Genomic DNA, 26,752 nt, shown 5'->3' on the forward strand with positions numbered 1-26,752 from the left:
ATGCTGCCTGAGCTGACCAGCGAATCCATCCGCCTCCCACAGCCGCCCGCGTACGGCCGCCAGTCCATTGCTGAGGTTTTTGGCAGCGCCGCCGCAAGTCTGGGCGTTGGCGGCTATTCCAACCACCTGGCCTTTCCCGCGTCTTCGAGAGTCTGCGTCGTGCTGGCAGACGGCCTGGGACGAAACCTGCTCAAGAAAAAGGCTGCGCACACACCATTCCTGCGTTCCGTGGTCCAGGCGGGCCAGGGAGCCGTTCCCGTGTGGCTCGACTCCGCTTTTCCCTCCACCACTGCTGCCTCGCTTGCCAGTCTGGGGACCGGACGCCCGCCCGGGCAGCACGGACTGGTGGGCTACGACGTGCTGGATCCGGCCCAGGACCGGGTGGTAAATATGCTGGGCAACTGGGACGACGGCGTCGATCCGGCGGCCTGGCAGCCGCTCCCGACCATTCTTGAGGACGTTGCCGGAACGGTAGATGTGGTCACGGTGAGCCTGCCACAGTTCGCAGACTCGCCCATGACCCGTGCGGCCCTGCGCGGTGGCCGGTTCGTCTCAGCTGTGACTCCCCACGCCCGCACTGCGGCGGCCGCCGAGGCTATGTCAGGCCAGGGCCCCACCCTCATGTATTACTACCTCAATGAGCTGGACAAAGCCGGGCACCGGCATGGCTCCGCGTCTGAGCAGTGGGAGCACCAGCTGGAGGAACTCGACGCCACCGTGAAGCGGCTCAACACTGGGTTGCCTGCGGGAACCACCATAGTCCTGACCGCAGACCACGGGATGGTTGACGTGCCCGAATCACAACGCATCGATTACTCGGCTGACCCGGCCCTGGTAGAGGGAGTCCGGCATACAGCCGGCGAGCCCCGGATGGTCCATCTCTACCTGGAGCCCGATGCCGGGAGCGACGTGCGGGGGCGGCTCTTGCGGAGCTGGCAGGCCCGGTTCGGCGACAGGGCATGGGTCTTTACCCGGGAGGAGGCTGTGCGAGCGGGACTTTTCGGAGAAGTCCGCGACGGCGTGGGGGAGAGGATCGGTGATCTCATGATTGCCGCGCGGGAAGGTATCGCCCTTTACGACACCCGGCGCGTGCGCCCTGCTGCCCTGGACGTCATCGGCCAGCATGGCTCGCTGACCCGGGCTGAGCGGGAAGTGCCGTTGCTTTGCTTCACGGCCCAGGGAAAGGCGTCGCGCCGTGGCTGAGTTGGTGTTCTTCTCAGGAACCATGGATTGCGGCAAATCAACCTTGGCGCTGCAAATGGACTACAACCATCGGGCCCGCGGACGCGGCGGCGTCCGGTTCAGCCGGAACGACCGCGCCGGTGGATCGCGTATTTCCAGCCGACTGGGACTCGAGACCGATGCCAACGAAGTCCTGGACCACACGGACTTCTGGGATGAAGTGATGACCCGGCGCATGCGCGGTCAGCACGTGGACTACCTGATCTGCGACGAAGCCCAGTTCTACTCACCCGGACAGGTTGAACAGCTGGCCAGGCTGGTGGATGAGGTGGAGATCGATGTCTTCGCTTTTGGTATCACAGCTGACTTCAGGACCAGGCTCTTCCCCGGTTCGCAGCGTCTCATTGAGCTCGCGGACCGGGTCCAGGTGCTTCAGGTTGAAGCGCTCTGCTGGTGCGGCCGGCGGGCAACGCATAATGCCCGGACAATTGATGGAGCCATGGTGGTCGAAGGTGCCCAAGTGGTGGTGGGCGACGTCGACATGGGCGCCGATCCCGGGCCTGACGGGCATGATTCCGGCCAGGGTCCGGTGGTGGGTTATGAGACCCTGTGCCGCCGTCACTACATGCGGCGCGTTACCGCCCACGGGGCAAGAATCATGGCCGAACAGGACCAGTTGCTGCCCTTCGAAGTGGACGCGTGCCACTGGCGGGGTTAATCGCCCCGGGTACCAAAAACGATCTCGTCCCAGGTGGGGACGCTTGACCGTTTAGCCTTTGCGGGCCGTTCGGGAGGTGAGGCCGGGCCTGGATCATGCGGGCCGGGGTGGGCGGACTCCGTGTTCCGCCGCCTTTGCCCGCCGCCAAGCAGTTCATCGAGGCCCGCGCCGGAACCTTCGCTTGAACCGTTGCCCGTAGAACCGTTGCCCGTAGAGCCGTTGCCTGGAGGACCTGCCGGGGACGGCGTAATGGTGATCTCACGAGTTTCGGTGCTGACGCCGTCGTGCAATGCCAGCGGGTCTTCGCGGTCCGGGGCTTCCGCTGCACCGGTGTTGTTCTCGCGCAACGGAGGGATGAGGCTTAGCCGCGCCATCATGGATGGCCGTCCGTCCTTACGCCTGCCGTCGCGGGTCTCCCCCTGGGCCGCAGGCGTTTCGTGATCATTACTGTGCTGGCCGTCTTCTGCCGGGCGTGGCTCGTCCGGCACTTCCGATGGCCGCGGATGGGCTGCCGGCACACCCTGGCTGAGCAGCAGGGCGAGGGCATCGTCACCGTCCTCATCCACTCCAAGACGCTGGCCACGCCGGGCACGGAGGAGATCCAGGATGCCATCGGCGTCCTGTCCCGGTACCGCGGAAGGCATCGTTGCGGAAGGCTCGGCCGGGGCTTCAGCCTCGGCTTCGAAGTCAAAGGGCCGGTCAGTCACGGCAGTCAGCCGACGCGCAGGAACGGGTCCATCGAGGGGTTCCAGTTCGCTGAGTTGCTGTGCCCAGCGGTTCGCGTTCTGCAGGGTCTTGCGTGCAGGGCTAAACGTCCACATGGCCGGGGGCTCCTCGCCGATTCCGGCGGGCCGCGCAGCGCTGATTTCAAAGCGTGCCACGACCGTCCAGAAACCGTCCGGGCGCCGCCAGGAATCCCATTCGACGGCGGATTCCTCGATACCGTGCGCCCTGAGCCGATGCGAAACCATGTCATCCAGAGTGGCGGGATGGTCGCCAAAGGCGGCACGGTACGCTTCATGGCCGGGGGAGGGCGCCGCTACTTCGATCTTGCGTGCCTGCCGGGCAACATAATCACGTTCGGCAAGGACCGGCCCCTCATAGCGCTCTACCTTGGCCAGCGGAATGCCTGCCAGATCCGCCACCTCCGAAGCGGTGGCCCCGGCACGGATCCGGGCCTGGATATCGCGGGGCGACAAAGCCACCGGCGTCCCCACGGCCGGTTTGGCCACCTGACGGCTGGCCGATCGCAGTGCTTCATCGATCGGCAGCCGGAACATCTCGCCGCCGGGCCCGGTCAACAGGAGGTGAGTCCCGTCGTCGTGCACGCCTACAAGCCGTAGATCCTGCATACAAATCCTCCACCCTGGCATTACTATCAATCGAAACTCTGCCATCTGGCAGGGGGTTTATCGCTTAGGGGAAAGGGCGCGCCGCGAAATTCCGGGCGAATCAGGGTGAATCCCTCTGGTTCAAGGGGAGCGTGGGCACAAAAGGGTGTCGCCGGGCGTTATGTTGACGCAGGACCCGTTCAACGGCATACGGAGAGTGACCAGCACGCCATGGCGACAGACTACGACGCGCCACGCAAGTCAGAAGAGGACCTCGCTTCGGATTCACTTGAGGAGCTCAAGTCCGCCCGCATCGACAAGCCCACGGCAGGGGTGGAAGAGGACGAAACCGATCTGGCCGGTGGCTACGAGCTGCCGGGCGCGGACCTGTCCGGCGAAGAGTTGCTGGTTCGGATTCTCCCGCCCCAGCCTGACGAGTTCACGTGTGCTTCGTGTTTCCTGGTTCATCACCGTTCGCAGCTGGTGCGGGAGTCGGGCGGCCAGCTCATTTGCGCCGAGTGTGAAGGATGAGCCTGTAGTGACGTGTCCCGCAGTTACTTCCCGGGGAAGGGCTGGAGCGCTGTGACCAGTTCCTCAGGCCGTCGTGTTGAGGTCAGCCAGTAAGGGGTGCGGTCTGCCGGGTCAGAGAGTTCTATCCGGACCACCGGGTCAATCCATCCCCGGATGCACAGATATGCCAAGGCGTTCAGACCCGTGCCCCGCTCACGGGTGGCGTCCGGTCCGCGATGGGCGCTCGCCCCGGAAATGAAGTCACGGCTGATCGTTGCCCTGCCCACGGTCAATTCCGTGTCCGTGACAATGATCCGCGGCGTGGAGAGCAGCAGCAGGGTGGACACAATGACCAGCAGGACGGCTGCGGCGATGAATCCTGCAGTGGGGCTGATGGGCGCGAACACCAGGATTCCGGCGCCGGAGAACCCCACGGCAAACAGCCAGATCCAGAGGGACGGCAGGAGCTTCTCGGCAAAAACGGGCTGCCCGTTCTTCGGATCAGGCGAGGCACCGCTAGGCAGGGGGGATGTGGGGCTGGAATCAGGCATACCCCAGCTTTTCACCTTTGACCCGGCTTTTCATCTTCGGGCGCCTCCTCCTCTGGAGGACGGCTAGGCCGCTGCAACGCCGCCGCGTTAGAGTGAGGAACTGTGACTGAACTTCCAGGACTCTCCCAAGCCACCCTCCAGGTCCAGCTGAAAATGCTGGACAGTGGACTCGAACCTCCTTCCTACGCCCATCCCGGCGATGCCGGTGCCGATCTCCGCTGCACAGTGGACGTCCGTCTCGAGCCCGGCGAACGGAAACTGGTGCCGACCGGTGTGGCCATCGCACTTCCTGAGGGTTTTGTGGCACTCATCCACCCTCGCTCCGGGCTGGCAACCAAACATGGACTGACTGTGGTCAATGCCCCCGGAACCGTGGACGCCGGCTACCGCGGAGAAATCGCCGTCACGCTCCTGAATACGGACCGCCGGGACGCCATCGAGCTGCGCCGCGGCGATAGAATAGCCCAAATGGTCATCCAGCGTGTGGAGCATGCGCAGTTTGTCCCTGTGAACGAATTGAGCGGATCCGTCCGTGGCGCCGGTGGCTTCGGTTCAACCGGTGGATTCACGACGCCGGGAGCTTGAATCCCGGCACAGCGCACCGTGGTGGGCCGGCCGCTTTCCATCAGCGGCAAGGCCCGCACCATCCCAATGAAGGAGACGACCCATGGTTTTTGGACTAGGCAGGAAATCCAGGAACGAACAGCAGGCTGAGACGGAATTCCCTGAGGCGGAATCCGCTGAGGCGGGTGCCGCACTGGAACCGGAGGCCACAGCCCCGGCCACCACAGAAACTGATGACGCCCGCAGTACTACGGGCCCCTTTGACATTTCTGAGATCACCAGCCGTGAGGGCTACGTTGATCTGGGCGCCCTCCTCATTGCGCCGAGCGAAGGACTTCAGCTTCGACTCGAAATCGAGGAAAAGACGCAGCGGGTTATCGCAGTAACTCTGGATCTGAACGGTTCAAGCCTGCAGTTGCAGGCTTTTGCTGCTCCCAAGTCTGAAGGGCTGTGGGACGACATCCGGGAACAGATCGGACAGTCTGTAGGGAGCCAAGGCGGGCAGGTTGAAGAAATCCAGGGTGGTTTCGGCACCGAACTGGTGGCAAAACTGCCTGCGGCTGCTGCCGACGGCAGCCAGGGCTACCGGGTGGCCCGCTTCATCGGCGTCGATGGGCCGCGCTGGTTCCTGCGCGGTGTGCTGGGCGGTTCTGCAGCCATGGAGCGTGACGCAGCCGAAGAGTTGGAGGAACTGTTCCGCCAGGTCGTGGTGATCCGGGGCGACAGCCCCATGCCGCCGCGCGACCTGCTGCCGCTGCGCCTTCCCAAGGACACATCGGTACAGCCACAGCCACAGCCACAGCAGCCGGAACTCCACAAGCCTGAACGCGGGCCGGAGACCACTCACATTGGCTGAACCCGGCGATGCCCGGCGGCCTCCGGCCAAAGCCAACGTTATGATGATCAACCACCTGCCCGAACGTGGGCGGGTGGTATGCCGCGGCAACATCGATTCGGTAACGTACGCACCGTCCGGCGGCGTCGCAGCCTTTACCGCCATGGTGTCGGACCCCGGCGTTATCCGTCGGACCGACCGCCAAAGGCTGCAGGTCATCTGGCTGGGCAGGCGCCGGATACCCGGACTGGCAGCCGGCACCGAAATCAAGCTCGAGGGAATGCTGACCCGCAGCCAAGGCAAAGCCACCATGTTTAATCCACGCTACGAAATATTGTCCAAACAGGAGCGAGTATGAGTCCCGAGCAGCAGGACCGGCCCGAACAACGGCCTGACAGCCTGGGCGCCGTTGCCGGCAGCTACGCCGCGAAGGCCGGGCTTCACCGTTCCGGTGACGGCAAGGTTGACGTCCTCAAGAGCGCCGGTGGCATCCAGGGAATCGCGGAGAGCATCCTTCCGGGTCTGGTATTCCTGGTTGTCTTCACCATCTGGCGCGACCTTCCCGTCTCGCTCGTGGCCGCGCTGGCTTCGGCGGCGGTGTTCACGGTTGTGAGGCTGATCCAACGACGACCGCTGACCCAGGCGCTGGCAGGGATCGTGGGTGTCGGGATTTCGGCCTGGCTCGCCAATACCACGGGTAAGGCAGAGGATTTCTATCTCCCGGGATTTATCACCAACGCCGCCTATATTGCGGCCATGGTTGCTTCGATTGCCCTGCGCTGGCCCATCGCCGGATTGCTGTTCGGTTTCATCCGCAACGAAGGACTCGACTGGCGCAAGGATCCCGCCCGGCTAAAGGCCTACCGGCTGGGGACCTGGGTGATTGTCCTGGTCCTGGCACTTCGACTGGTGGTGCAGGTACCGCTCTACCTGATGGGATCCGAGGGACTGACTGCCCTGGCCACAACCAGGCTGCTCATGGGCGCGCCGCTGTACATCCTGGGCATCTGGGTAGCCTGGCTGCTGACCCGCCCGGTGCCTGCCGGCGATCAGCCTTCGAAGCCGTCGTCGAACGCGTCATCCACCGATGCCTGAGCAGCCGCGCCTGTAGCTTCGGCTTCGGCCGATTCCGGTGACAGCAGGGCCCTGAGGTCGTCCTCTGCTGCGATTGTGGTGACGAAGAACAGTTCGTCGCCGCCGTCGATGACGTCATCACGGCTGGGGGTGATGGGCGCGTGATCGCGGAGGATTGCCACCAGAGTGGCGTCTTCGGGCCATTGGATGTCGCCCACCGTTGAACCGATCACGTGCGAGTCATGCGGCACGGTGAACTCCACCAGCGAAGCGACGCCGGTCTGGAGGGTCAGCAGCCTGACGAGGTCGCCGATCTCCACGGCTTCCTCCACGAGTGCGGTCATCAATTGAGGCGTATTGACCGCGACGTCCACGCCCCAGGAGTCATTGAACATCCAGTCGTTTTTGGGGTTATTGACCCGGCCTACCGTGCGGCCCACGCCGAACTCTGTTTTGGCCAGAAGCGATACCACCAGGTTGACCTTGTCGTCACCCGTGGCCGAAACCACGACGTCGGCATCCTCAAGCCTGGCACCTTGCAGGGTGCTCAGTTCACACGCGTCGCCCACCAGCCAGTGCGCGCCCCGGAGCCCGCTGCGGCCTATGACCTCGGGCTTGAGATCGATCAGGAGAATGTCATGCTTGTGCGCAAGCAACTCCCTGGCAATCGATGAGCCCACACTGCCGGCCCCGACAATAACGACTTTCACTACAGCTCCTTGACGGGCGGTTTAGCCAGGACATGGGCCACTTCGGAGACCCGGTCCAGAGACAGCATGGCGTGCACGGTATCGCCTTCCTGGTAAATGGCGGCGGCGGAGGGCAAAATACCCTCGCCGAACCGGGTCAGGTAGGCAATGCGGACATCGGCGACGTTCTCGATCGTGCCGATGCCATGCCCGATCCAGGCCGGATCAAGATCGATTTCGGTGAGTACCAGCCGCCCGGAGGGCTCACGGTACTCACCGGCGAGATGCTGTTCGGGCAGGATGCGGCGGAGGACCTGGTCTGCGCTCCAGCGGACGGCAGCCACGGTGGGGATGCCCAGGCGCTGGTAGATTTCGGCCCGACCGGGATCATAGATGCGTGCCACAACGTGGGGAACATGGAAAGTTTCGCGGGCCACCCGGGTGGCCAGGATATTGGAGTTGTCACCGCTGGAAACGGCGGCGAAGGCATACGCTTCGGTAACGCCCGCCTGCTTGAGGGTTTCGCGGTCGAAGCCGACCCCCGTTACCTTGCGTCCGGTGAAGCCCTGACGGAGCCTGCGGAATGCCCGGTCATCCTGATCGATGATCGCCACGGAATGCCCGGCTTCTTCCAGGGTATGCGCCAGGGTTGCGCCCACACGACCGCAACCCATGATCACGAAGTGCGCCACGCCAATCTCCTCAATTTGATGTTCCATGCTGCAGTCAGAACTCTACCGGCAGTGGGCGGATAGGTTCCGCGTTCGCGGGGAAGCACCCGCCGTCATGACATCGAAGACGAATACGACTAACTTTGTGGAGTGCTGACAATACTGAACGCGGCGAAGCGGGTACTCGTCGGCAGGCCGTTCCGGAACGACCGCCTGCCCCACACCCTGCTTCCGAAGCGTATCGCCCTGCCTGTATTTGCATCGGATGCGCTGTCGTCCATTGCTTATGCGCCGGACGAAATCCTGTTGACCCTGGCACTGGCCGGGGTCAGCGCCGTGGCCTTCTCGCCCTGGGTCGGGCTCGCGGTTATGGTGGTGCTGCTGACCGTGGTGGCCTCTTACCGGCAGAACGTGCACGCCTATCCCTCCGGCGGCGGCGACTACGAAATCGCCAACGTGAACCTGGGCAAGTACGCCGGGCTGACAGTCGCCTCGGCGCTGCTGGTGGATTACGTGATGACAGTTGCCGTTTCCTTGTCCTCGGCCGCGGTGTACCTCAGCACGGCTATCCCTGCCCTGTACGGCCAGCAGACGGCAATTGCCACGATCGGCGTCGTAATCCTTGCGTTGGTGAACCTGCGTGGCGTCCGGGAAGCGGGCCGTCTCTTCGCTATTCCCACTTACATCTTCCTGTTCACGATCCTGGGTATGACGGCGGTGGGTATCTTCCAGGCAGCCACCGGGCAACTGAGGCAGGCACCGTCAGCCGCCCTCGAGATTGTTCCCGCGCCGGGATTTGATGAGGGCCTGGTGGGCCTGGCCGGCGCATTCCTGCTGCTTCGCGCCTTTTCGTCCGGTGCTGCGGCACTGACCGGCGTTGAAGCCATCAGCAACGGCGTACCGAACTTCCGTAAGCCGAAGAGTAAAAACGCGGCTACCACGCTCCTGCTCCTTGGCGTGATTGCCTCGGCGATGATGGCGGGCATCATGTTCCTTGCCAATGCCGCAAAGGTCCACGTCGTCGCCGATCCCGCCACCGAATTCCGCCTCAACGGCCAGCCGCTGCCTGCCGACTACATTCAGAACCCGGCCATCAGCCAACTCGCCCAGACGATCTTTGGCGCGGGTTCCGTGCCCTTCTTCGTCGTGGTGGCGGCCACCGGCCTTATCCTCGTTTTCGCCGCCAATACCGCCTTCAATGGGTTCCCCGTTCTTGGCTCAATCCTGGCCCAGGACGGCTACCTGCCCCGGCAGTTGCGTACCAGGGGGGACCGGCTCGCCTTCAGCAACGGCGTGCTGGCCCTGGCCGCGGGGGCGCTGGTGCTGATCGTGGCGTTCAACGCCGATGTCACCAAGCTCATCCAGCTGTACATCGTTGGCGTCTTTATCTCCTTCACGGCCAGCCAGTTGGGCATGGTGCGGCACTGGGGACGCGAACTGAAACTTGCCAAGGACCGCAATCTCCGGCGGCGCATGGCCAAGTCCCGGACCATTAACATGATCGGTTTCGGCATGACGGCACTGGTACTGGTCATCGTTCTGGTGACCAAGTTTGAACAGGGAGCCTGGATTGCCCTGCTGGCGATGATCGCGCTCTTCCTGATCATGTGGAGTATCAAGGCGCACTATGACAACGTGGCGAAGGAACTGGCCGTCGACGAGGATTCCTCGCCCCGGGCCCTGCCCACCAGAGTCCACGCGGTGCTGCTGGTCTCCCACGTCCGTAAGCCGGTGCTTCGGGCCCTGGCTTACGCCCGCGCCTCCCGGCCGTCGCGCCTTGATGCAATCACCGTAGACATCAATGCCGAAGAAACCGCGCATACGGTTGCCGACTGGGAAAAGCTCGACATCCCGGTGCCGCTCACCGTCCTGGACAGCCCGTACCGCGAGACCGTTACGCCGATCATGGAGTACATCACCAACATGCGGCGGGACTCCCCGCGAGACCTGATCGTGGTTTACATCCCCGAGTACGTGGTGGGCAAATGGTGGGAGCAACTGGTCCACAACCAGACTGCCCTCCGGATCAAGACCCGGCTGCACTTTGAACCCGGCGTGATGGTGGCCAGCGTACCGTGGCAACTAAAATCGTCCGAAGAAGCCAAGAACCTGCAGGACCTGCGATGACACCATCTGGGAGAGACATCAACAGCACTACCAGCACCAGCACATCATCCGTCGTCGAGTCCGGGCGGGAGGCAGGCCCGGGAACATTTCCCGATGAGATCACGGAACTGGAGGTGGAAGTGGGCCCGGTAGCCCACGGCGGCCACTGCGTTGCCCGCCTCGACGGCAGGGTCATCTTTGTCCGCCACGGCATTCCGGGGGAGCGGGTCCGGGTGCGCCTGACCGAAGCCGGGCCGTCGGCCCGGTTCTGGCGAGGCGATGTCGTGGAGGTTCTGGAGGCATCCCCGGACCGGGTGGAACACTTCTGGCACACCGCAGATTCAGGGCGCGCCTGGGCCAACGGCCATCCACCGGTGGGCGGGGCCGAGTTTGGCCATATTGCCCCCGCGCGGCAACGCGCCCTCAAGACTGCGGTGCTGGCTGAACAGCTGAAGCGACTCGCCGGACTGGAGCCCGGTGTCGAACTTAACATTGATGTCGAAGAGGTCCCGCTCGGTCGCGAAGCTGCCGATGGAGCCACGGCCGGCCTCGGCTGGCGGACCCGGGCCAGTTTCTCCGTCACCCGGGGCGGACGCCTGGGGATGCACGCCCACCGCTCCAACGAGGTCTACGCGGTGCGGGAGATGCCGCTTGCGGTAAGTGCCATCAACAACCTGCGGCTGTGGGACGTGGACCTGCAGGGCGTTGAGCGCGTTGAGGTCGCTGCCCCGGCAAACGGGTCCCGGCCGTTGATCCTGCTGGCGCCGGCCGCCGGCACCAAGGCGAAGCGCCTGGCCGCCATCCTCGCGCAGTTGCCAGGGGACGTATCGGTTGCCACCTTCGATCCCGAGACCTCCGAAACCCTGCAGCTCCGTGGCCGCACATGGGTCCAGGAGTCCGCAGTGGGGCACACGTACCGGGTCACCGGCGCAGGATTCTGGCAGATTCACCGGAACGGCCCCGAGACCCTGGTGGGCGCGGTGACCGATTTCCTTGGCGACGGCGGCTACCTCCAGCCCGGAGGCAGTGTCGCTGACCTATACGCAGGGGCCGGCCTGTTCACAGCAAGACTGGCTGACCTTGTGGGAGAGTCCGGCGCTGTCCTGTCCGTGGAGGGGTCGCCCGGCGGCAGCCGCGATGCGCGCAAGAACCTGCACGGGGCGCCGCAGGTGAGCATTGTCCAGGGGCGAGTGGAGAAGGTACTGCGGCAAAAGCCTTATGCCTTCGACGCGCTGGTGCTGGACCCGCCCCGTGCAGGAGCCGGCAAGGTCGTGGTGCACCAGTTGATGGAGTCGAAGCCGCGGGCCATCGCGTATGTGTCCTGCGATCCGGCGTCGTTCGCACGTGATCTGGGTTACTTCCGGCAGGATGGCTGGCAGCTGGCCGCGCTCCGTGCCTTCGATCTGTACCCGCACACCCACCACCTGGAAACGGTGGCGCTGCTGACTCCCCGGGCCTGAAGCTACTACTATGGGCCCAGTAGTCCTGTCGCGTCCGCCATCACAGCTGATGGCAAGCAATATGCCCGGAACCGCTAATTAGGCAGTCCTAACTAGCTAGCGGACAACCGCGCGACAAAGATAAAACTGTTGCGAGAGGAGTCCTGCGATGAGCACTGTGGACAGCTTCGGTTCAAAAGGCAAACTTAATGTAGCCGGAACCGAATACGAAATTTTCCGGTTGAACTCCGTTGAAGGTGCAGAAAACCTTCCGTTCAGCCTCAAGGTATTGCTTGAAAACCTGTTGAGGACCGAGGACGGCGCGAACATCACTGCCGATCACGTACGCGCCTTGGCCGGCTGGGATCCCAACGCCCAGCCAGATACAGAAATCCAGTTCACGCCGGCCCGCGTGATCATGCAGGACTTTACGGGTGTTCCCTGTGTCGTCGACCTCGCCACCATGCGTGAGGCTGTTAAGGAACTGGGCGGCGATCCTACCCGGGTAAACCCGTTGGCACCGGCAGAAATGGTCATCGACCACTCCGTCCAGATCGATGCATTCGGCAACGCCGGCGCACTGGAACGCAACATGGAGATCGAATACCAGCGCAATGGTGAGCGCTACCAGTTCCTTCGCTGGGGCCAGACGGCCTTTGACGACTTCAAGGTTGTTCCCCCGGGAACGGGCATTGTGCACCAGGTAAACATTGAGTACCTGGCCCGCACCGTCATGACCCGCGAAATTGACGGCGTCGTCCGGGCCTACCCGGACACCTGCGTCGGCACCGACTCACACACCACCATGGTCAACGGCCTCGGTGTGCTGGGCTGGGGCGTTGGTGGCATCGAAGCCGAGGCTGCCATGCTGGGCCAGCCGGTTTCCATGCTGATCCCGCGCGTTGTTGGTTTCAAGCTCAGCGGTTCCATCCCTGCCGGTGCTACCGCTACCGACGTCGTCCTGACCATCACCGAGATGCTGCGTAAGCACGGTGTGGTGGGCAAGTTCGTTGAGTTCTACGGTGAAGGCGTCGCTGCCGTGCCGCTGGCCAACCGCGCCACGATCGGCAACATGAGCCCGGAATTCGGTTCCACGGCTGCAATGTTCCCCATCGATGACGTCACCCTCGAGTACCTGCGGCTTACCGGCCGTTCCGACGAGAACGTCGCACTGGTCGAGGCTTACGCCAAGGAACAGGGACTCTGGCACGACCCGTCCCGTGAACTGCGCTTCTCAGAGTTCATCGAACTGGACCTGTCCACCGTCGTCCCCTCGATCTCCGGCCCGAAGCGTCCCCAGGACCGCATCGTGCTCACCGAGGCCAAGGACCAGTTCCGGCACGACCTCCGCAACTACGTCGCACACGATGCCGACGCCGGCACCCTGGACGAGTCCCTCGAGGAGACCTTCCCGGCCTCGGACCCGCCCTCTTTCACGCAGTCCGATACCCACGTGACGGACACGGACCGCGAGCCGCCGATCTACTCCGCGGCGCACGGTGCAGCCGGCCGGATTTCCAACGCCGTCAAGGTGACCACGGAAGACGGCCGCGAGTTCGAGCTGGACCACGGGGCCGTAGCCATTGCCTCCATCACGTCCTGCACCAACACGTCCAACCCCTCCGTGATGCTGGCCGCCGCACTGCTGGCCCGCAATGCCGTGGACAAGGGCCTGACATCCAAGCCATGGGTCAAGACCTCGGTCGCCCCGGGTTCCAAGGTTGTCACCGACTACTACGAAAAGTCCGGCCTGACCCCGTACCTGGAGAAGCTTGGCTTCTACATTGTTGGCTACGGCTGTGCCACCTGCATCGGTAACTCCGGCCCGCTGGATGCCGAAATCTCCGAGGCCGTCCAGGCCAACGACCTTTCGGTTACCGCAGTGCTATCCGGCAACCGCAACTTCGAAGGCCGGATCAACCCGGACGTGAAGATGAACTACCTGGCCTCGCCGCCGCTGGTTATTGCCTACGCCCTGGCGGGTTCCATGGACTTCGACTTCGAGACGGATCCCCTGGGCAAGGACGATGCCGGCAACGACGTCTTCCTCAGGGACATCTGGCCGAACCCGGTAGAGGTCCAGCAGGTCATCGATTCCTCGATCGACAAGGAAATGTTCGCCCGCGGCTATGAGGGCGTTTTCGACGGCGACGACCGCTGGAAGGCCCTGGACACTCCGGCAGGCGATACCTTCGCCTGGGATCCGAACTCCACTTACGTCCGGAAGCCCCCGTACTTCGAGGGCATGCAGGCCACGCCGTCTCCCGTTACGGACATTGAGGGCGCCCGGGTCCTGCTGAAGCTGGGCGATTCGGTCACCACGGACCACATTTCCCCGGCCGGTTCGTTCAAGTCCGACACCCCTGCCGGCCAGTATCTGCTGGCCAACGGTGTGGAGCGCAAGGACTTCAACTCCTACGGTTCACGCCGGGGCAACCACGAGGTCATGATCCGCGGTACGTTCGCGAACATCCGAATCAAGAACCAGTTGCTTGACGGTGTGGAGGGCGGGTTCACCCGTGACTTTACCCAGGCTGACGGCCCGCAGGCATATGTCTACGACGCCGCGCAGAACTACCAGGCAGCCGGCACTCCGCTGGTGGTCCTGGCGGGCAAGGAATATGGATCGGGTTCCTCGCGTGACTGGGCTGCCAAGGGCACTGCGCTCCTGGGTGTCAAGGCTGTCCTGGCTGAAAGCTACGAGCGAATCCACCGCTCCAACCTGATCGGCATGGGTGTTCTGCCCCTGCAGTTCCCGGCCGGCGAGTCCGCGGCAACCATCGGCCTGACCGGCACGGAAACGTTTGCTGTTGAGGGCGTGACAGCCCTCAACGAAGGCACCACGCCGAAGACACTGAAGGTTACCGCCACGTCCGAGGACGGCTCCGTCAAGTCCTTCGATGCCGTGCTGCGCATCGATACCCCGGGCGAAGCGGACTACTACCGCAACGGTGGAATCCTGCAGTACGTGCTGCGCCAGATTTCCGCCAACTAGCGGAAATCCTCCCCCCGCATCACCCCTCAAGGCCCCGGCTGGTCATGGACCAGCCGGGGCCTTGACGTTCCAGGGGGAGCCGAGGCGTTAGAGTTAATAGGCATGTCTACCATCCGAAGGAGGGCCATTGGGAATCCTGGATACCATCCGGAACCCGCAGGACCTGGGCGAGTTGTCCCGTGAGCAGCTTGACCAGCTGGCCGCGGAGATCCGGTCTTTCCTGATCAGCAACGTCTCACAGACCGGCGGCCATCTTGGACCCAACCTCGGCGTCGTCGAGCTCACCATGGCAGTCCACCGCATCTTTGACTCCCCCCGGGACAGCATTGTCTTTGACACGGGCCATCAGTCCTATGTCCACAAACTGCTGACCGGACGGCAGGACTTCAGTACCCTTCGCCAGCAGGGCGGGATGTCCGGGTACCCGTCCCGCGCCGAATCCGAACACGACATCGTTGAGAGCTCGCACGCTTCCTCTTCGCTGTCCTGGGCAGACGGCATCTCGCGTGCACGGCAATTGACGGGCGAGGGTGAGCGCTACGTCGTTGCCGTTGTGGGCGACGGCGCCCTGACCGGCGGTATGACGTGGGAAGCCCTCAACAATATCGCCGCGGACAAACGCCGCCGCGTTGTCATTGTGGTCAATGACAACGGCAGGTCTTATGCACCTACGGTGGGCGGGCTGGCTGACTACCTCGCCTCCCTGCGGCCCACGATTGATTCGCTGCGCGTCGCTCCCGCCTACGAGGGCACCCTGGACTGGTGGAAAAAGAAGCTTCAGAGCGGCGGCCCCGTGGGCCAGTTCACCTATAAGAGCCTGCACGCCATGAAAAAGGGCATCAAGGACTGGTGGGCTCCGCAGGGCATGTTCGAGGACCTTGGCATGAAGTACATCGGACCGGTGGACGGCCACGACCTCCACGCGCTTGAACATGCCCTGTCCACGGCGCGGAACTACGCCGGCCCTGTGATCGTGCACTGCATGACGGAAAAGGGCCACGGCTACGCCCCGGCCCGGGCCCACGAAGCGGACCAGTTCCACGCCGTCGGAATTATCGATCCCGAGACGGGCGAGCCCACTGACCCGGCGGGCGCACCGTCCTGGACCTCGGTCTTTGCCACGGAAATTGCTGACATTGCGGATGAACGCCCTGACATCGTCGGCATCACCGGCGCAATGCTGATCCCGGTCGGCCTGCACAAGCTGGCGGCCCGGCACCCGGCCCGCGTGATCGACGTCGGAATTGCCGAACAGCATGCCCTCACCTCGGCTGCGGGGATGGCTTTTGGCGGGCTCCATCCTGTGGTGGCCATCTACGCGACGTTCCTGAACCGTGCCTTCGACCAACTGTTGATGGACGTCGCGCTGCACAAGGCCGGCGTGACGATCGTCCTGGACCGGGCGGGTGTAACCGGACCTGATGGTGCGAGCCACCACGGCATGTGGGACATGGCCATGGTGCAGATTGTGCCGGGGTTGCATCTGGCGGCTCCGCGGGACGCGGGACGGCTGCGGGAAGAACTTCGCGAGGCCGTGGCGATTTCGGATGCCCCAAGCGTGGTCCGCTTCTCCAAGGGCACTGTCGGCGCAGAGGTAGAAGCCATTGAGCGGCTCTCCGACGGCGTGGACGTCCTGGCCCGTCGGCCGGCCGGCTCCACAGATAATGACGTCCTGATCGTCAGCGTGGGTGCCATGTCCGAGTTGGCTTTGGACGTATCCAACCGCCTGGGCTCGCAGGGAATCAGTACCACAGTGGTTGATCCGCGCTGGGTGCTACCGGTCCGGCGATCGATCATTGCCCTCGCTTCGAGGCACCGCCTGGTGATCTGCATCGAGGATGGCGTGCGGGCAGGTGGCGTGGGTTCGCGGATCCGCCAGGAGATGCGCGCTGCCGGCGTGGACACCGCTTTGAACGAGGTCGGCCTGCCCGTCGACTTCCTGGACCATGGCACGCGTGGCCAGGTCATGGAGCGCGTCGGGCTTACCGCGCAGCAAATAACGCACGACGTCGTAGCGCAGGTTTTGGGCACCAAGGTACCTTTTGCGCGTCCCCTGCCCGGCCAGCAGCATCCGAGCACGGGAAGCCTGCCGATCCTGTGACGTCCAACCCACCTGACCGCACTGCGGCGGCGCCGGAGGTGGGGGACCTCGTGGTCGCCCGGAACCGCAAGTGGGATGGGAAAGCACACTGGGTGGTGCCGGGTCGGTTCCTGGGCGAGGACCAGTACGGCTGGTGGATTTTCCAGCCGGCCGGCTCGTTCTGCTCCCGGCCGGGTGCGGCCTTCTACGCCGCTTCGGATGCCGTACTGCTGGTGCCCTATGAGGGCGACTATGTTGCCACCTTCTACGACGACAGTTACCCCGGCGACTTCCGGTTGTATATCGACCTCGCGCTGTCCCATGAGTGGCGCACCATCAGGCCGGGTCTGACCGAATTCCACCTGATAGATATGGACCTGGACGTGATCCGGTCCGTCAAGCATGGAACGTACATCGACGATGAAGACGAATTCGCAGAACACCGGCTGGCCATGGGGTACCCGCAGCCGGTAGTGGACAGCATCAGGGAAACTGCGGACAGACTCTTCCTGGCCGTCAAAGGACAAGAATCACCGTTCGATGGAACGGAAACAAACTGGTTTGAAAGAGGACGGCAATGAGCGGGATTATCCGGGTATACAAGCGTGACGACGAAGGTGTGCTGAACTTCCGGGAGGCCTGGTTCGACGAGGACTATTCGCAGTTCGTGATGAACTACGGCGTAGTAGGGCACCAGAGCAAGACTGAGGAAACCGACGTCGATGATGCCACGGCCGCAGAAAGCCTGATGACTGCCTTCGCGCTCCAGTGCGAGGAGGACGGCTATGCCGAAATCCCCGAAGAGGAGCAGTTCTGGGTAGTGGCACAGTATGCACTGAAGACCCGCGAGGGGACGGACAGGGACCGCTACCTGGAGGAGAAGGCCAAGGACGCCCTGATCAGCCATCTTGCCTGGCGTGGCCTGGGAGTGGTGGATCGGTCCGAGTTCAGCGATTTCAAGCTCAACATTTTCTGCTTGTGCCCCGACGTAAACAAGGCCGTCAACGCCATCAAGGTCTGTATCCGCGGCGAGGACCTGGACTTCACCAAGCTCAGCATCGGTGCCGCGTCCTTCAAGGACCCCGAGGCCATGCGCCTCAAGCACGCGCCGCGCGCCGGTGCCGTGTTCAAGCTCTAGGAACACGCGTTCCCGTAACGGCCTGCAGTGCGATATAGGGTTGCTTCATGACTGAATACCGCCGCTTGGGCAAGTCCGGACTGACCGTTTCCGTCGTGGGCCTGGGCTGTAACAACCTCGGCCGGCCGCACACGGTGACGGAATCACAAGAGGGTAGCGACGCCGTCGTTAGTGCCGCGCTGGACGCGGGGCTCACCTTTTTCGATGTCGCTGATACTTATGGGCGGGAGCCCGGCCTGAGCGAGTCCATCCTTGGGAAAGCTCTGGGGAGCCGGCGGCCCGATGTGGTGGTGGCGACCAAATTCGGCATGGACATGCGCGGGGCGAACGGCAACGATTTTGGCGCCCGGGGTTCCCGCCGCTACATCATCCAGGCGGTAGAAGCCTCTTTGCGGCGGCTGGATACGGATTGGATCGACCTCTACCAGTTCCACACGCCGGATCCCACAACACCTATTGACGAAACCCTGGCCGCCCTTGAGGACCTGGTGACCAGCGGAAAGGTCCGATACATCGGCCATTCCAACCGTGCCGGGTGGCAGATCGCCGAAGCCGAGTTCGTGGCGCGCGCCAGCGGCGGGGCACGGTTCATCTCCACCCAGAACCACTACAACCTCCTGGACCGGCGCGCGGAACTGGAAGTGACTCCGGCCGCTGAAGCATTCGGGCTCGGGGTGCTGCCGTACTTCCCGCTGGCCAATGGCCTGCTGACCGGAAAGTATGCCCCGCACAAAGCCCCGGCAGGCACACGGCTGAGTCACACCCGCAAGAACCTTGTGGATGACGCCGACTGGGAGCAGCTGGAAAGGTTCGGCAACTTTTCCGCCACGCGCGGCCTGAGTGAAGTCCAGGTGGCATTCTCCTGGCTGGCCGCGCAGCCATCCGTGGGCAGTGTGATCGCCGGCGCCACCCGGCCCGAGCAGGTGCGGCAGAACGCGGAAGCTGCCTCTTGGAACCCCACCGCGGAAGACCTCGCTGAATTGGATGACATCTTTCCGAAAGTCCCCAAAGTAGCGCTGTTCTAGGGATGACGGACATGATAAGCCTCCTCTTGGACGTGGACACCGGAATCGATGACGCCCTGGCCCTGGCATACTTGGCGTCGCTGCCGAATGTCGAATTTGTGGCTGTCACAGCCTCAGCCGGCAATGCCGATGTAGACCAGGTGGCACGGAACACCCTGGCCATGCTTGAGCTTTGCGGACACCGCGACGTCGAAGTGGCCGTTGGTGCCCGGACGCCTCTGGAGATTCCGTTGGTGACCACCCCCGAGACCCACGGGCCGCAGGGCTTGGGACATGCGGTACTGCCGCCGCCGTCGGGAAGTCTCTCGGCGAGGGACGCTGTAGATCTCTGGGTGGAAGCGGCCCGTGCTCGGCCGGGGGAGCTCACGGCACTGATCACGGCGCCGCTGACCAACTTCGCCCTCGCGCTCCGTCGCGAACCGCGGCTGCCCCTGCTTCTGCGGAAAGTGGTCATTATGGGAGGCTGCTTCTACTACCAGGGCAACACCACACCCACGGCGGAATGGAACACGCACGTGGACCCGCACGCTGCCAGGGAAGTCTACGAAGCCTACCGGGGCCTTCCGGAAGATCGCCTGCCGATCATTTGTTCCCTGGACACCACCGAACGGATCGAACTCCATCCCGAACACGTGCGCCTGTTGGCCGTGGAGGCGGGCTGCGCAGTTGAGGAACTTGTGCTGCCGGAACAGCCGGAGGGCCTCCGAAGCACGTCAGATAATCCGCTGGTACGTCACCTCTCCGATGCGATTCGCTTTTACTTCGAATTCCACCGCCGCTATGACCAGGGCTATGTGGCCCATATCCACGATTTCTTCGCCGCCGGCGTCGCCGCCGGGACCCTCGAGTACTCCACCCGGTTGGCCACCGTGGATGTGGAGACGGAGTCCAGGCTGCTGATCGGGACCACGGTGGCGGACTACCGAAGCCTTTGGGGACACGCCCCGAACGCGCGGATCGTCTCGGACAATAAACCCGCCGCTGCGTTCGAGGAGCTGGTGGCATCGATTGGCGCCCTGGCCCGACGGCTGGCGGCTGGGGAGCTCCCCGGCAATTTCTCTTCAGCCGGGCGCTAAACTGGTGAACGGTCCGGCGCAGCGGTAGCGAACGCCGGTTGCTGCCGAGGTGACATAGGCAGCTGTCGTCCCATCCCCGAAGCCCATCGGGGCTGCATAGCCTGAACCTTCGAAGGAACACCATGTCATCCACGTCCCTGACGCTCCCCTCAGCCAGCCCGGCAGCCGTGCGAAAACGCCGCATCCTGGAGATTCTCGGCGGCGCCGCCATTGCTGCGACGTATATCTACCTGGTTTTGAACCAGCCCGCAGACATCGCGTCCGGGCCGGGCAGCGCGGCTGCCCTCGTTGCGCTGTCGGGTTTCCTGGCTGGCGCCATCCTGCTGGTGATCGCGGTCCTGCCCACCCTTCCCACCAGCACAGTGGTCCTGATTCCGGTGGCGCTCGTCCTGAACATCGTGATGGGCCAGTTTGTGGGAAGCACGTTGGTGCCCTTCTACCTCGATGCCATCGGAACTGTGCTGATAGCTGTCCTGGCGGGCCCCGCTGCTGGCGCAGCCACCGGCGCCCTGAGCAGCATTGTCTGGTCCTTCTTCAACCCCACGGTCCTGCCCTTTGCTGCCGGTGCCGCCCTGATCGGATTCCTTGCCGGGCTCGCCGCGCGTCACGGCCTCTTCCGCAGGTTCTACCTGGCTCCCGTGGCCGGCTTCATAACAGGCATCCTTGCCGGCGTGGTGTCCGCACCGGTAGCGGCGTTTGTCTTTGGCGGTACCTCGGGAGTGGCCACTGGAGCCATTGTCAGTGCCTTCCGTGCCATGGGCGACACTCTTCTCGCCGCAATCACCAAGCAGGCACTGATCTCGGATCCCATGGACAAGGCGATTGTCTTCACGATCGTCGCGGTCCTTGTGTATGCGCTGCCACGCAGAAGCACCCTCCAGTTCCCGTTCTTGCGGCGGCACCGGGTCCTCGCCGGAAAGAAAGGCTCCTAGCCTGGCCCGCATCAGTCCGCTGACGCTGGTCATTACCGTGCTCGCGGCTGTGGTGGTGACGACGGCGGTGGGTGACTGGGCATTCTCGCTGGCCGTGCTGCTGGCGGCCGCGGTGGGAACAGTCGTTGCCGGAACGGCGCACCGCGTCTGGCCCGCGGCCGGCATTATCCTGGTGCCCCTGGCCGCTTCGTTGCTGCTGACCCACGGGCTGTTCTTTCCTGAGGGCCACACGGTGCTGTGGACCTGGGGTCCGGCCAGGTTGACAGTCGAAGGGCTTGCCTTGGCCGGGAACCTCCTCTTGCGGGCAACAGTGCTGGTGGTCCTGCTGCTGGCGCTTTCCTTCAGCATCCGGACGGCCGACATCATGGCCCTTTGCAGTAGGTACCGTATCCCGCCGCAGCTCGGCTTTGTGCTCTGTTCCACTCTGACCATCACTCCGGCCGTCATGCAGCGCGCCCGGCGTATCCGGGAAGCACAGCAGCTCCGGGGCCTGTCCACGGGAAAGTCATTCCCTGCCCGGTTGGCTTCCTTCCGCGTGCTGGCGGTTCCGCTGCTGCTTTCCCTCCTGCATGAAGCGGGAGAGCGCGCCGCCGCACTGGAAACCAGAGGTTTCGGCGGCGCGACTTCGCGCTCGAGCCTGCGGGAGGTGCCCGACTCAAGGGGCCAATCCGTCTTCCGGTGGGCTGTCCTTGCCGTCGTGGTGGCCTTCCTCATCCTGTGGTTCGGCCCGGGAGGAGGTGGCAGTGCGGATCCGTCTTGAGTCCTTCAGCTATCCGGACAGCAGGGAACCGGTCCTGTCCGGCATTGACTTGGCGGTGCGGCCCGGCGGATGTGTCCTCGTGGCGGGCGGCTCGGGCAGCGGGAAGACTACCTTGGGACTTATTCTTGCCGGAGTGCTTCCCGGCCAGCATCGGGGCCACATGAGAGGCAGTATCGGCCTTGGCGGGGATTTGCTGCGGTTTCCAGAAAGCCAGGTGTCCCGGGTTGACCATGGACGATGGAGCAGTCTGGTAGGTTACGCAGGCCAGGACCCGGCTGCCCAGCTCTCCACCATCGCTCCCACCGTGGCGGAGGAAATAGCCTTTCCGCTGGAGAACGCCGGCATGCCACGTCACCGGATGCAGGACCGCGTCCGGGAAACGGCGACTGCCCTGGGGCTGGCCGGGCTGCTGGACCGCAATCCCGCCGAATTGTCAGGGGGCCAGCAGAAACTGGTGGCCATTGCTGCTGCGGTCGCGCTGCGCCCGGGTTGCCTTGTACTGGATGAACCGTTGGCGGGGCTGGATTTTTCTGCCCGAACCGCGGTCCAGGCAGCGCTCAGGACCCTGGTGACGGATGGGATGGGGATCGTCCTGCTGTCCCAGGATCTTGCCGGAGCCGGCCTGGCACCGGAGAGGGCAGTTTTGCTTGACACGGGCCATGCTGTCTTCACAGGCACAGTGGAAGAGGCAGCGCAGAAGGCCGCTGTCCTTCAATTGCCGGTCCTGCACTTGCCCGTCCTCGGCGCGCAAGTGGATTCGAGTAAGGCTCCGGCAAAGCGTAGGGAACCGGCAGCGTCCGGTGGCCAGCCATGCAGGGAAGCGTCAGCCCCAGTCGTGGCAGCCAACTCGCTCAGCTTCACTTATGGTTGGCGCACGCCTCGTCCCTGGCGGCGGAGTCGGCAGGCCGAACCCGTCGTCGACGGCGTGAATCTTTCCATAGCCGTGGGGGAGTGCGTGGCGGTGACCGGAGCCAACGGGTCCGGGAAGTCCACCCTGCTGCGGCTCCTGACCGGGTTGTCCGTCCCGCAGGCCGGGACGGTGAACCTGCTTGCCGGCCCGCCCCGTGGAAGGGGATCCGCCCCGGCCCGCGCAGCCCTGGGCGCCCTGCTCCAGCATCCCCGTGAACAGCTTTTCGAGCGCACCGTCCGCCGCGAGGTGGGTGCAGGTCTTCGCCGCACCCTCGACGAGGCAGCCCGCGGGGAACTCGTCAGCGGGGCCCTGCGACGGTGCGCTCTGCTGGACTTCGGCGAACACCACCCCTATGAGTTGCCGGCGTCCGGGCAACGACTGACGGCATTGGCAGCCCTGCTCGTCCAGTCGCCAGGGTTCATTGCCCTGGATGAACCGACCGTTTCCCTGGACGGAGCGGGCCTGGAGCTACTGGCCGACGCCATGGCGGCGGAAGCTGAACGGGGGGCGGCCATCGTGATGGTCACGCATGATCTTGATTTCGCCCACCGGACCTGCAATCGGCTGATGGTGCTTAGCGAGGGAAAAGTCGTGGCCGAGGGCCCGTTCAACGAGGTGCTGGAAGAACATTTCAGCTCAGGGGTTGCCTACGGTGTTGCCGCGCCCGCCACCTGGCACTGGTGACGGGCTCCGGCAGCCTACGATGCCTTCGACGCAACTCCCGGTTCCAGGAACCGCTTGCCGTTCACACGCTCGGAAGCACCCACGCGGTCCAGGTATGGTGTGATCCCGCCGAGGAACATTGGCCAGCCGGCGCCGAGGATCATGCACAGGTCGATGTCCTGGGGCCCTGAAACCACGCCTTCTTGGAGCATCAGCCCAATTTCCTCGGCCAGGGCGTCCTGAGTACGCCGAAGCACTTCCTCTGCCGTGGATGGTGTTGAACCAAAGGACATCAGGGCAAGGGTGGCTGCCGGGATCTCCGGCTTGCCATCCTCCCCAGGGACCCACAGGGACTTGATCCCGTTATCAATGAGCTTCTGCAGGTTCTGCGATACCGCAAAGCGGTCGCCGAATGCAGCATGGAGCGATTCCTGGACGTGCTGGGCCACCGGGAGCCCAACCATTGCCCCGAGGGTGAATGGCGTCATGGGCAGCCCCATGGGCCGCAGTGCGTTATCGGCCACCTCGGCCGGCGTGCCTTCGTCGAACGCCGCGGTTACCTCGCCCATCAGCCGCAACAGGATGCGGTTGACCACGAAGGCTGCGGCGTCCTTGACCAGTACTGCGGATTTCTTGAGTCCCTTGGCCAACTCGAAAGCGGTGGCCAGAACGGCGTCGTCGGTTTTTGGCGCCCGAACGATTTCCAGCAGCGGCATCACGGCCACCGGATTGAAGAAGTGGAAACCCACCAGGCGTTCGGGATACTGGAGGCCTTCCGCCATGGCCGTGACGGACAAGGAAGAGGTATTCGTGGCCAGGATGCATTCGGCAGAGACAATGGCCTCCACCTCTGCGAAGACCTGCTTCTTGACGTTGAGCTCTTCGAATACGGCTTCGATCACGAAGTCGGCATCCGCGAAGGCTTCCTTGGACACCGAGCCGCTAACCAGCGCCTTGGTGCGGTTGGCGGCGTCCTGGCTGATCCGCTTCTTGCCCAGCAGCTTGTCCACTTCGGCGTGGACGTAGCCAACACCCTTGTCGACCCGGGCCTGGTCGATATCCGTCATGACCACGGGCACCTTGAGCTGGCGGGCGAACAACAAGGCCAATTGGCTGGCCATCAGGCCGGCGCCGACGACCCCGACCTTGGTGACCGGGCGCGCGAGCTTGCGGTCCGGTGCGCCGGCCGGGCGCTTGGCGCGTTTCTGCACGAGGTCCAGGAAGGCGTACACGGTCGAGCGGAATTCCTCGGTCTGCATCAGTACTGCAAGGGTGTCCGCCTCCAATGCCGCCGCTTCATGCTGGGGGAGCGTCCGGTTGGCTTCCATGACGTCAAGCACCTTGGCCGGGGCAGGTGAGGCATTGGACGTCTTTGCCTCAATGAACGCACGGCCGGACGTGATCGCGGCTGCCCACCGTTGGGCAACTGCGGGGTCGGCCGGATCCACGGCATTGGCCCGTGCCGGCACTTCCTGGCCGGCAATAACCCTGGAGGCCCAGGCGACGGACTGTTCAACGAAGTCTGCAGGCTCGAACAAAGCATCGGCTATGCCAAGGCTGAAGGCTTCGGGACCACTCAGGGTCTTGTTGTTGCTGAGTGGATTTTCGATCATGACCTTAACAGCGTTCTCCGGTCCGATCAGGCGCGGCAGGATGTAGACGCCGCCCCAGCCCGGGATGAGTCCGAGGAAGGCTTCCGGCAGCGCCAGCGCACCGGCTCCGGTGGAAACTGTCCTGTAGGTGGACTGCAGGGCCACTTCGAGTCCGCCGCCGAGGGCGACGCCATTGATGAAGGCAAAGCTGGGGACGCCGAGGTTGCCAAGGGTGCCGTAGACGTCATGCCCGAGTTGGGCCATCCACAGTCCATGTTCAGGCTCGTTGAGCGACTTCACCGAGGAGAGGTCCGCGCCGGCGACGAGGAAGTATGGTTTGCCGGTAACGCCGACGCCGACGATCTCGCCCCGGGCGGCGCGTTCCTTCAGCCCTTCGAGGATTGTCCCGAGTTCGACGAGGGTGTTGGGTCCCAGGGTGGTTGGCTTGGTGTGGTCCAGGCCGTTATCGAGGGTCACCAATGCGAAGACGCCGGGGCTGGTGCCGTTAACGGCAGGGAGTTCGATGTCCTGCACGTATGAGTGCGTCACTGTTTCGTCGGGGAACAGCTCAGCCAGTTTCGTAAAGTCTGCGGCGCTCATGCGGCGGCTCCTTCGGTGATCGCAGCGTCGTCGCTGGCGGTTTGTTTGCCACTGTAGTCAGCATGGTGCGGGTTTTCCCAGATGACGGTGGCACCCATGCCAAGGCCGATGCACATGGTGGTGATGCCATAGCGCACCGTGGGATCTTCCTCGAACTGCCGGGCCAGCTGATTCATCAGCCGGACGCCTGAGGAGGCCAGGGGATGGCCCACGGCGATAGCGCCGCCATACCGGTTGACCCGGGGATCGTCGTCGGAAATTCCGAAGTGGTCCAGGAAGCTCAGGACCTGGACTGCAAACGCTTCGTTGATTTCGAACAGGCCAATGTCCGCGATGTTCAGGCCGGCGTTCTTCAGCGCCTTTTCGGTGGCGGGAACAGGGCCGATGCCCATAACTTCCGGCTCGACGCCCGCATAGGCATAGCTGACCAGCCGCATTTTGACTGGCAGTCCCAGTTCCTCCGCCGCGCCGGCTGAGGCCAGGACGGCTGCCGTGGCGCCGTCATTAAGCCCTGCGGCATTTCCGGCAGTGACCCTGCCGTGGGCACGGAATGGCGTGCGCAAGGCGGCAAGATCCTGCACGGTGGTACCTGGCCGCGGCGGCTCGTCCACGCTGTTGACGGTCCAGCCCTGGCCCGGTTTCATGGTGGCCACCGGGACCAGGTCCGGCTGGATCTGCCCGTTGGCATAAGCCGTTGCCAGCTTGTCCTGTGAGGCAACGGCGTAGGCGTCGGTGCGTTCCTTGGTAATGGCAGGAAAACGGTCGTGCAGGTTCTCGGCCGTGTTACCCATGTTCAATGCCGCAGGGTCCACGAGCCGCTCGGACATAAAGCGGGGGTTGGGGTCAGCTCCGGAACCCATGGGATGGTTGCCCATGTGCTCGACGCCGCCGGCTATGACGACGTCGTACGCGCCAAACCCAATCCCGCTTGCGGTGGTGGTGACAGCGGTCATGGCACCGGCACACATGCGGTCGATCGCGAAGCCCGGAACCGTGCGGGGGAGACCGGCCAGCAGCGCCGCGGTACGGCCGAGCGTCAGGCCCTGGTCCCCCGTCTGCGTGGTGGCGGCCACGGCCACCTCGTCGATGCGGTCAGCGGGAAGTGACGGGTTGCGTCGCATCAGCTCCCGGATGCACTTCACCATAAGATCGTCGGCCCGGGTGCCGGCGTAAATGCCTTTTTCTCCGGCGCGGCCGAAGGGTGTGCGCACACCATCCACAAAAACTACATCGCGCACGTTGCGGGGTGCCCCGGTGCTCCGGTGTTGGCTCACGTGATACTCCTCATCGAGAATTTCGGTGCCGGACGAT

Annotated in this window: 24 protein-coding genes; 18 read left to right on the plus strand and 6 right to left on the minus strand. The window is 64.0% G+C overall.

Features of this window, described 5'->3' with window-relative positions; genetic code table 11:
• Positions 1–1,203: an alkaline phosphatase family protein gene (locus ACWA13_RS08135; RefSeq protein WP_463937876.1), complete on the plus strand. Its 1,203-nt coding sequence runs from the start codon at positions 1–3 to the stop codon at positions 1,201–1,203.
• Positions 1,196–1,900: a thymidine kinase gene (locus ACWA13_RS08140; RefSeq protein ID WP_463937628.1), complete on the plus strand. Its 705-nt coding sequence runs from the start codon at positions 1,196–1,198 to the stop codon at positions 1,898–1,900. The genes ACWA13_RS08135 and ACWA13_RS08140 overlap by 8 nt, the downstream gene beginning before the upstream one ends.
• Here the strand turns inward: ACWA13_RS08140 and sepH are convergent.
• Complete coding sequence (sepH, locus tag ACWA13_RS08145; RefSeq protein WP_463937629.1) at positions 1,897–3,252, minus strand: septation protein SepH; 1,356 nt, start codon at positions 3,250–3,252, stop codon at positions 1,897–1,899. The genes ACWA13_RS08140 and sepH overlap by 4 nt on opposite strands.
• 210 nt (positions 3,253–3,462) lie before the next feature.
• On the opposite strand from sepH, the gene ACWA13_RS08150 reads away from it, so the two are divergent.
• Positions 3,463–3,762 (plus strand): DUF4193 domain-containing protein, encoded by a 300-nt coding sequence (locus tag ACWA13_RS08150; protein ID WP_463937630.1) that lies wholly within the window; start codon positions 3,463–3,465, stop codon positions 3,760–3,762.
• A gap of 23 nt (positions 3,763–3,785) precedes the next feature.
• Here ACWA13_RS08150 and ACWA13_RS08155 read toward each other — a convergent pair whose 3' ends face one another.
• On the minus strand, positions 3,786–4,292 hold the full coding sequence (locus ACWA13_RS08155; RefSeq protein WP_463937631.1) for a DUF3093 domain-containing protein: 507 nt from the start codon (positions 4,290–4,292) through the stop codon (positions 3,786–3,788).
• A 102-nt stretch (positions 4,293–4,394) separates the two neighbouring features.
• Between ACWA13_RS08155 and dut the strand changes: the two genes are divergently transcribed.
• The 4 genes from dut to ACWA13_RS08175 all read left to right on the plus strand — a co-directional run bounded on the left by dut (position 4,395) and on the right by ACWA13_RS08175 (position 6,786).
• Complete coding sequence (dut, locus tag ACWA13_RS08160) at positions 4,395–4,877, plus strand: dUTP diphosphatase (protein WP_463937632.1); 483 nt, start codon at positions 4,395–4,397, stop codon at positions 4,875–4,877.
• An 82-nt stretch (positions 4,878–4,959) separates the two neighbouring features.
• Complete coding sequence (locus ACWA13_RS08165) at positions 4,960–5,712, plus strand: DUF3710 domain-containing protein (RefSeq protein WP_463937633.1); 753 nt, start codon at positions 4,960–4,962, stop codon at positions 5,710–5,712.
• Positions 5,713–5,752: 40 nt separating this feature from the next.
• Positions 5,753–6,049, plus strand: a complete 297-nt coding sequence (locus ACWA13_RS08170; protein WP_463937634.1) for a single stranded DNA-binding domain-containing protein — start codon at positions 5,753–5,755, stop codon at positions 6,047–6,049.
• The gene (locus ACWA13_RS08175; protein ID WP_463937635.1) at positions 6,046–6,786 is read left to right on the plus strand and encodes a DUF3159 domain-containing protein; all 741 of its coding nucleotides are present in this window, start codon (positions 6,046–6,048) and stop codon (positions 6,784–6,786) included. Before ACWA13_RS08170 ends, ACWA13_RS08175 begins: the two co-directional genes overlap by 4 nt.
• Here ACWA13_RS08175 and ACWA13_RS08180 read toward each other — a convergent pair.
• Together ACWA13_RS08180 and ACWA13_RS08185 are read right to left on the minus strand one after the other, a co-directional pair.
• A complete protein-coding gene (locus ACWA13_RS08180) occupies positions 6,741–7,475 on the minus strand; it encodes a potassium channel family protein (protein ID WP_463937636.1) in 735 nt (244 codons plus the stop codon). The genes ACWA13_RS08175 and ACWA13_RS08180 overlap by 46 nt on opposite strands.
• Positions 7,475–8,146 (minus strand): potassium channel family protein, encoded by a 672-nt coding sequence (locus ACWA13_RS08185; RefSeq protein ID WP_463937877.1) that lies wholly within the window; start codon positions 8,144–8,146, stop codon positions 7,475–7,477. Before ACWA13_RS08185 ends, ACWA13_RS08180 begins: the two co-directional genes overlap by 1 nt.
• A 129-nt stretch (positions 8,147–8,275) precedes the next feature.
• Here ACWA13_RS08185 and ACWA13_RS08190 point away from each other — a divergent pair, with 129 nt between their 5' ends.
• From ACWA13_RS08190 to ACWA13_RS08240, 11 genes are all read left to right on the plus strand, one after another.
• Complete coding sequence (locus tag ACWA13_RS08190; RefSeq protein WP_463937637.1) at positions 8,276–10,252, plus strand: APC family permease; 1,977 nt, start codon at positions 8,276–8,278, stop codon at positions 10,250–10,252.
• On the plus strand, positions 10,249–11,691 hold the full coding sequence (locus tag ACWA13_RS08195; protein ID WP_463937638.1) for a class I SAM-dependent RNA methyltransferase: 1,443 nt from the start codon (positions 10,249–10,251) through the stop codon (positions 11,689–11,691). The genes ACWA13_RS08190 and ACWA13_RS08195 overlap by 4 nt, the downstream gene beginning before the upstream one ends.
• A gap of 148 nt (positions 11,692–11,839) precedes the next feature.
• Positions 11,840–14,665, plus strand: coding sequence for an aconitate hydratase (locus ACWA13_RS08200; RefSeq protein WP_463937639.1), 2,826 nt, complete (start codon positions 11,840–11,842; stop codon positions 14,663–14,665).
• Positions 14,666–14,792: 127 nt separating this feature from the next.
• Positions 14,793–16,766 (plus strand): 1-deoxy-D-xylulose-5-phosphate synthase, encoded by a 1,974-nt coding sequence (gene dxs, locus ACWA13_RS08205; protein WP_463937640.1) that lies wholly within the window; start codon positions 14,793–14,795, stop codon positions 16,764–16,766.
• Complete coding sequence (locus ACWA13_RS08210; protein ID WP_463937641.1) at positions 16,763–17,326, plus strand: DUF402 domain-containing protein; 564 nt, start codon at positions 16,763–16,765, stop codon at positions 17,324–17,326. The genes dxs and ACWA13_RS08210 overlap by 4 nt, the downstream gene beginning before the upstream one ends.
• Positions 17,323–17,883, plus strand: a complete 561-nt coding sequence (locus ACWA13_RS08215; RefSeq protein WP_463937642.1) for a hypothetical protein — start codon at positions 17,323–17,325, stop codon at positions 17,881–17,883. The genes ACWA13_RS08210 and ACWA13_RS08215 overlap by 4 nt, the downstream gene beginning before the upstream one ends.
• Before the next feature lie 47 nt (positions 17,884–17,930).
• A complete protein-coding gene (locus ACWA13_RS08220; RefSeq protein WP_463937643.1) occupies positions 17,931–18,908 on the plus strand; it encodes an aldo/keto reductase in 978 nt (325 codons plus the stop codon).
• Positions 18,909–18,919: 11 nt separating this feature from the next.
• Positions 18,920–19,984, plus strand: coding sequence for a nucleoside hydrolase (locus tag ACWA13_RS08225; protein WP_463937644.1), 1,065 nt, complete (start codon positions 18,920–18,922; stop codon positions 19,982–19,984).
• A 122-nt stretch (positions 19,985–20,106) separates the two neighbouring features.
• Complete coding sequence (locus ACWA13_RS08230; protein WP_463937645.1) at positions 20,107–20,916, plus strand: ECF transporter S component; 810 nt, start codon at positions 20,107–20,109, stop codon at positions 20,914–20,916.
• Positions 20,837–21,676: an energy-coupling factor transporter transmembrane component T family protein gene (locus ACWA13_RS08235; RefSeq protein ID WP_463937878.1), complete on the plus strand. Its 840-nt coding sequence runs from the start codon at positions 20,837–20,839 to the stop codon at positions 21,674–21,676. The genes ACWA13_RS08230 and ACWA13_RS08235 overlap by 80 nt, the downstream gene beginning before the upstream one ends.
• Positions 21,660–23,270 (plus strand): ABC transporter ATP-binding protein, encoded by a 1,611-nt coding sequence (locus ACWA13_RS08240; protein WP_463937646.1) that lies wholly within the window; start codon positions 21,660–21,662, stop codon positions 23,268–23,270. The genes ACWA13_RS08235 and ACWA13_RS08240 overlap by 17 nt, the downstream gene beginning before the upstream one ends.
• 14 nt (positions 23,271–23,284) lie before the next feature.
• Here ACWA13_RS08240 and ACWA13_RS08245 read toward each other — a convergent pair whose 3' ends face one another.
• A complete protein-coding gene (locus ACWA13_RS08245; RefSeq protein ID WP_463937647.1) occupies positions 23,285–25,441 on the minus strand; it encodes a 3-hydroxyacyl-CoA dehydrogenase NAD-binding domain-containing protein in 2,157 nt (718 codons plus the stop codon).
• Entirely contained in the window at positions 25,438–26,715 is a 1,278-nt protein-coding gene (locus ACWA13_RS08250) for a thiolase family protein (RefSeq protein WP_463937648.1), read from the minus strand. The genes ACWA13_RS08245 and ACWA13_RS08250 overlap by 4 nt, the downstream gene beginning before the upstream one ends.
• Positions 26,716–26,752 lie beyond the last annotated feature (37 nt).

It is taken from the genome of Pseudarthrobacter sp. TRD_SC_9, from assembly GCF_055361265.1.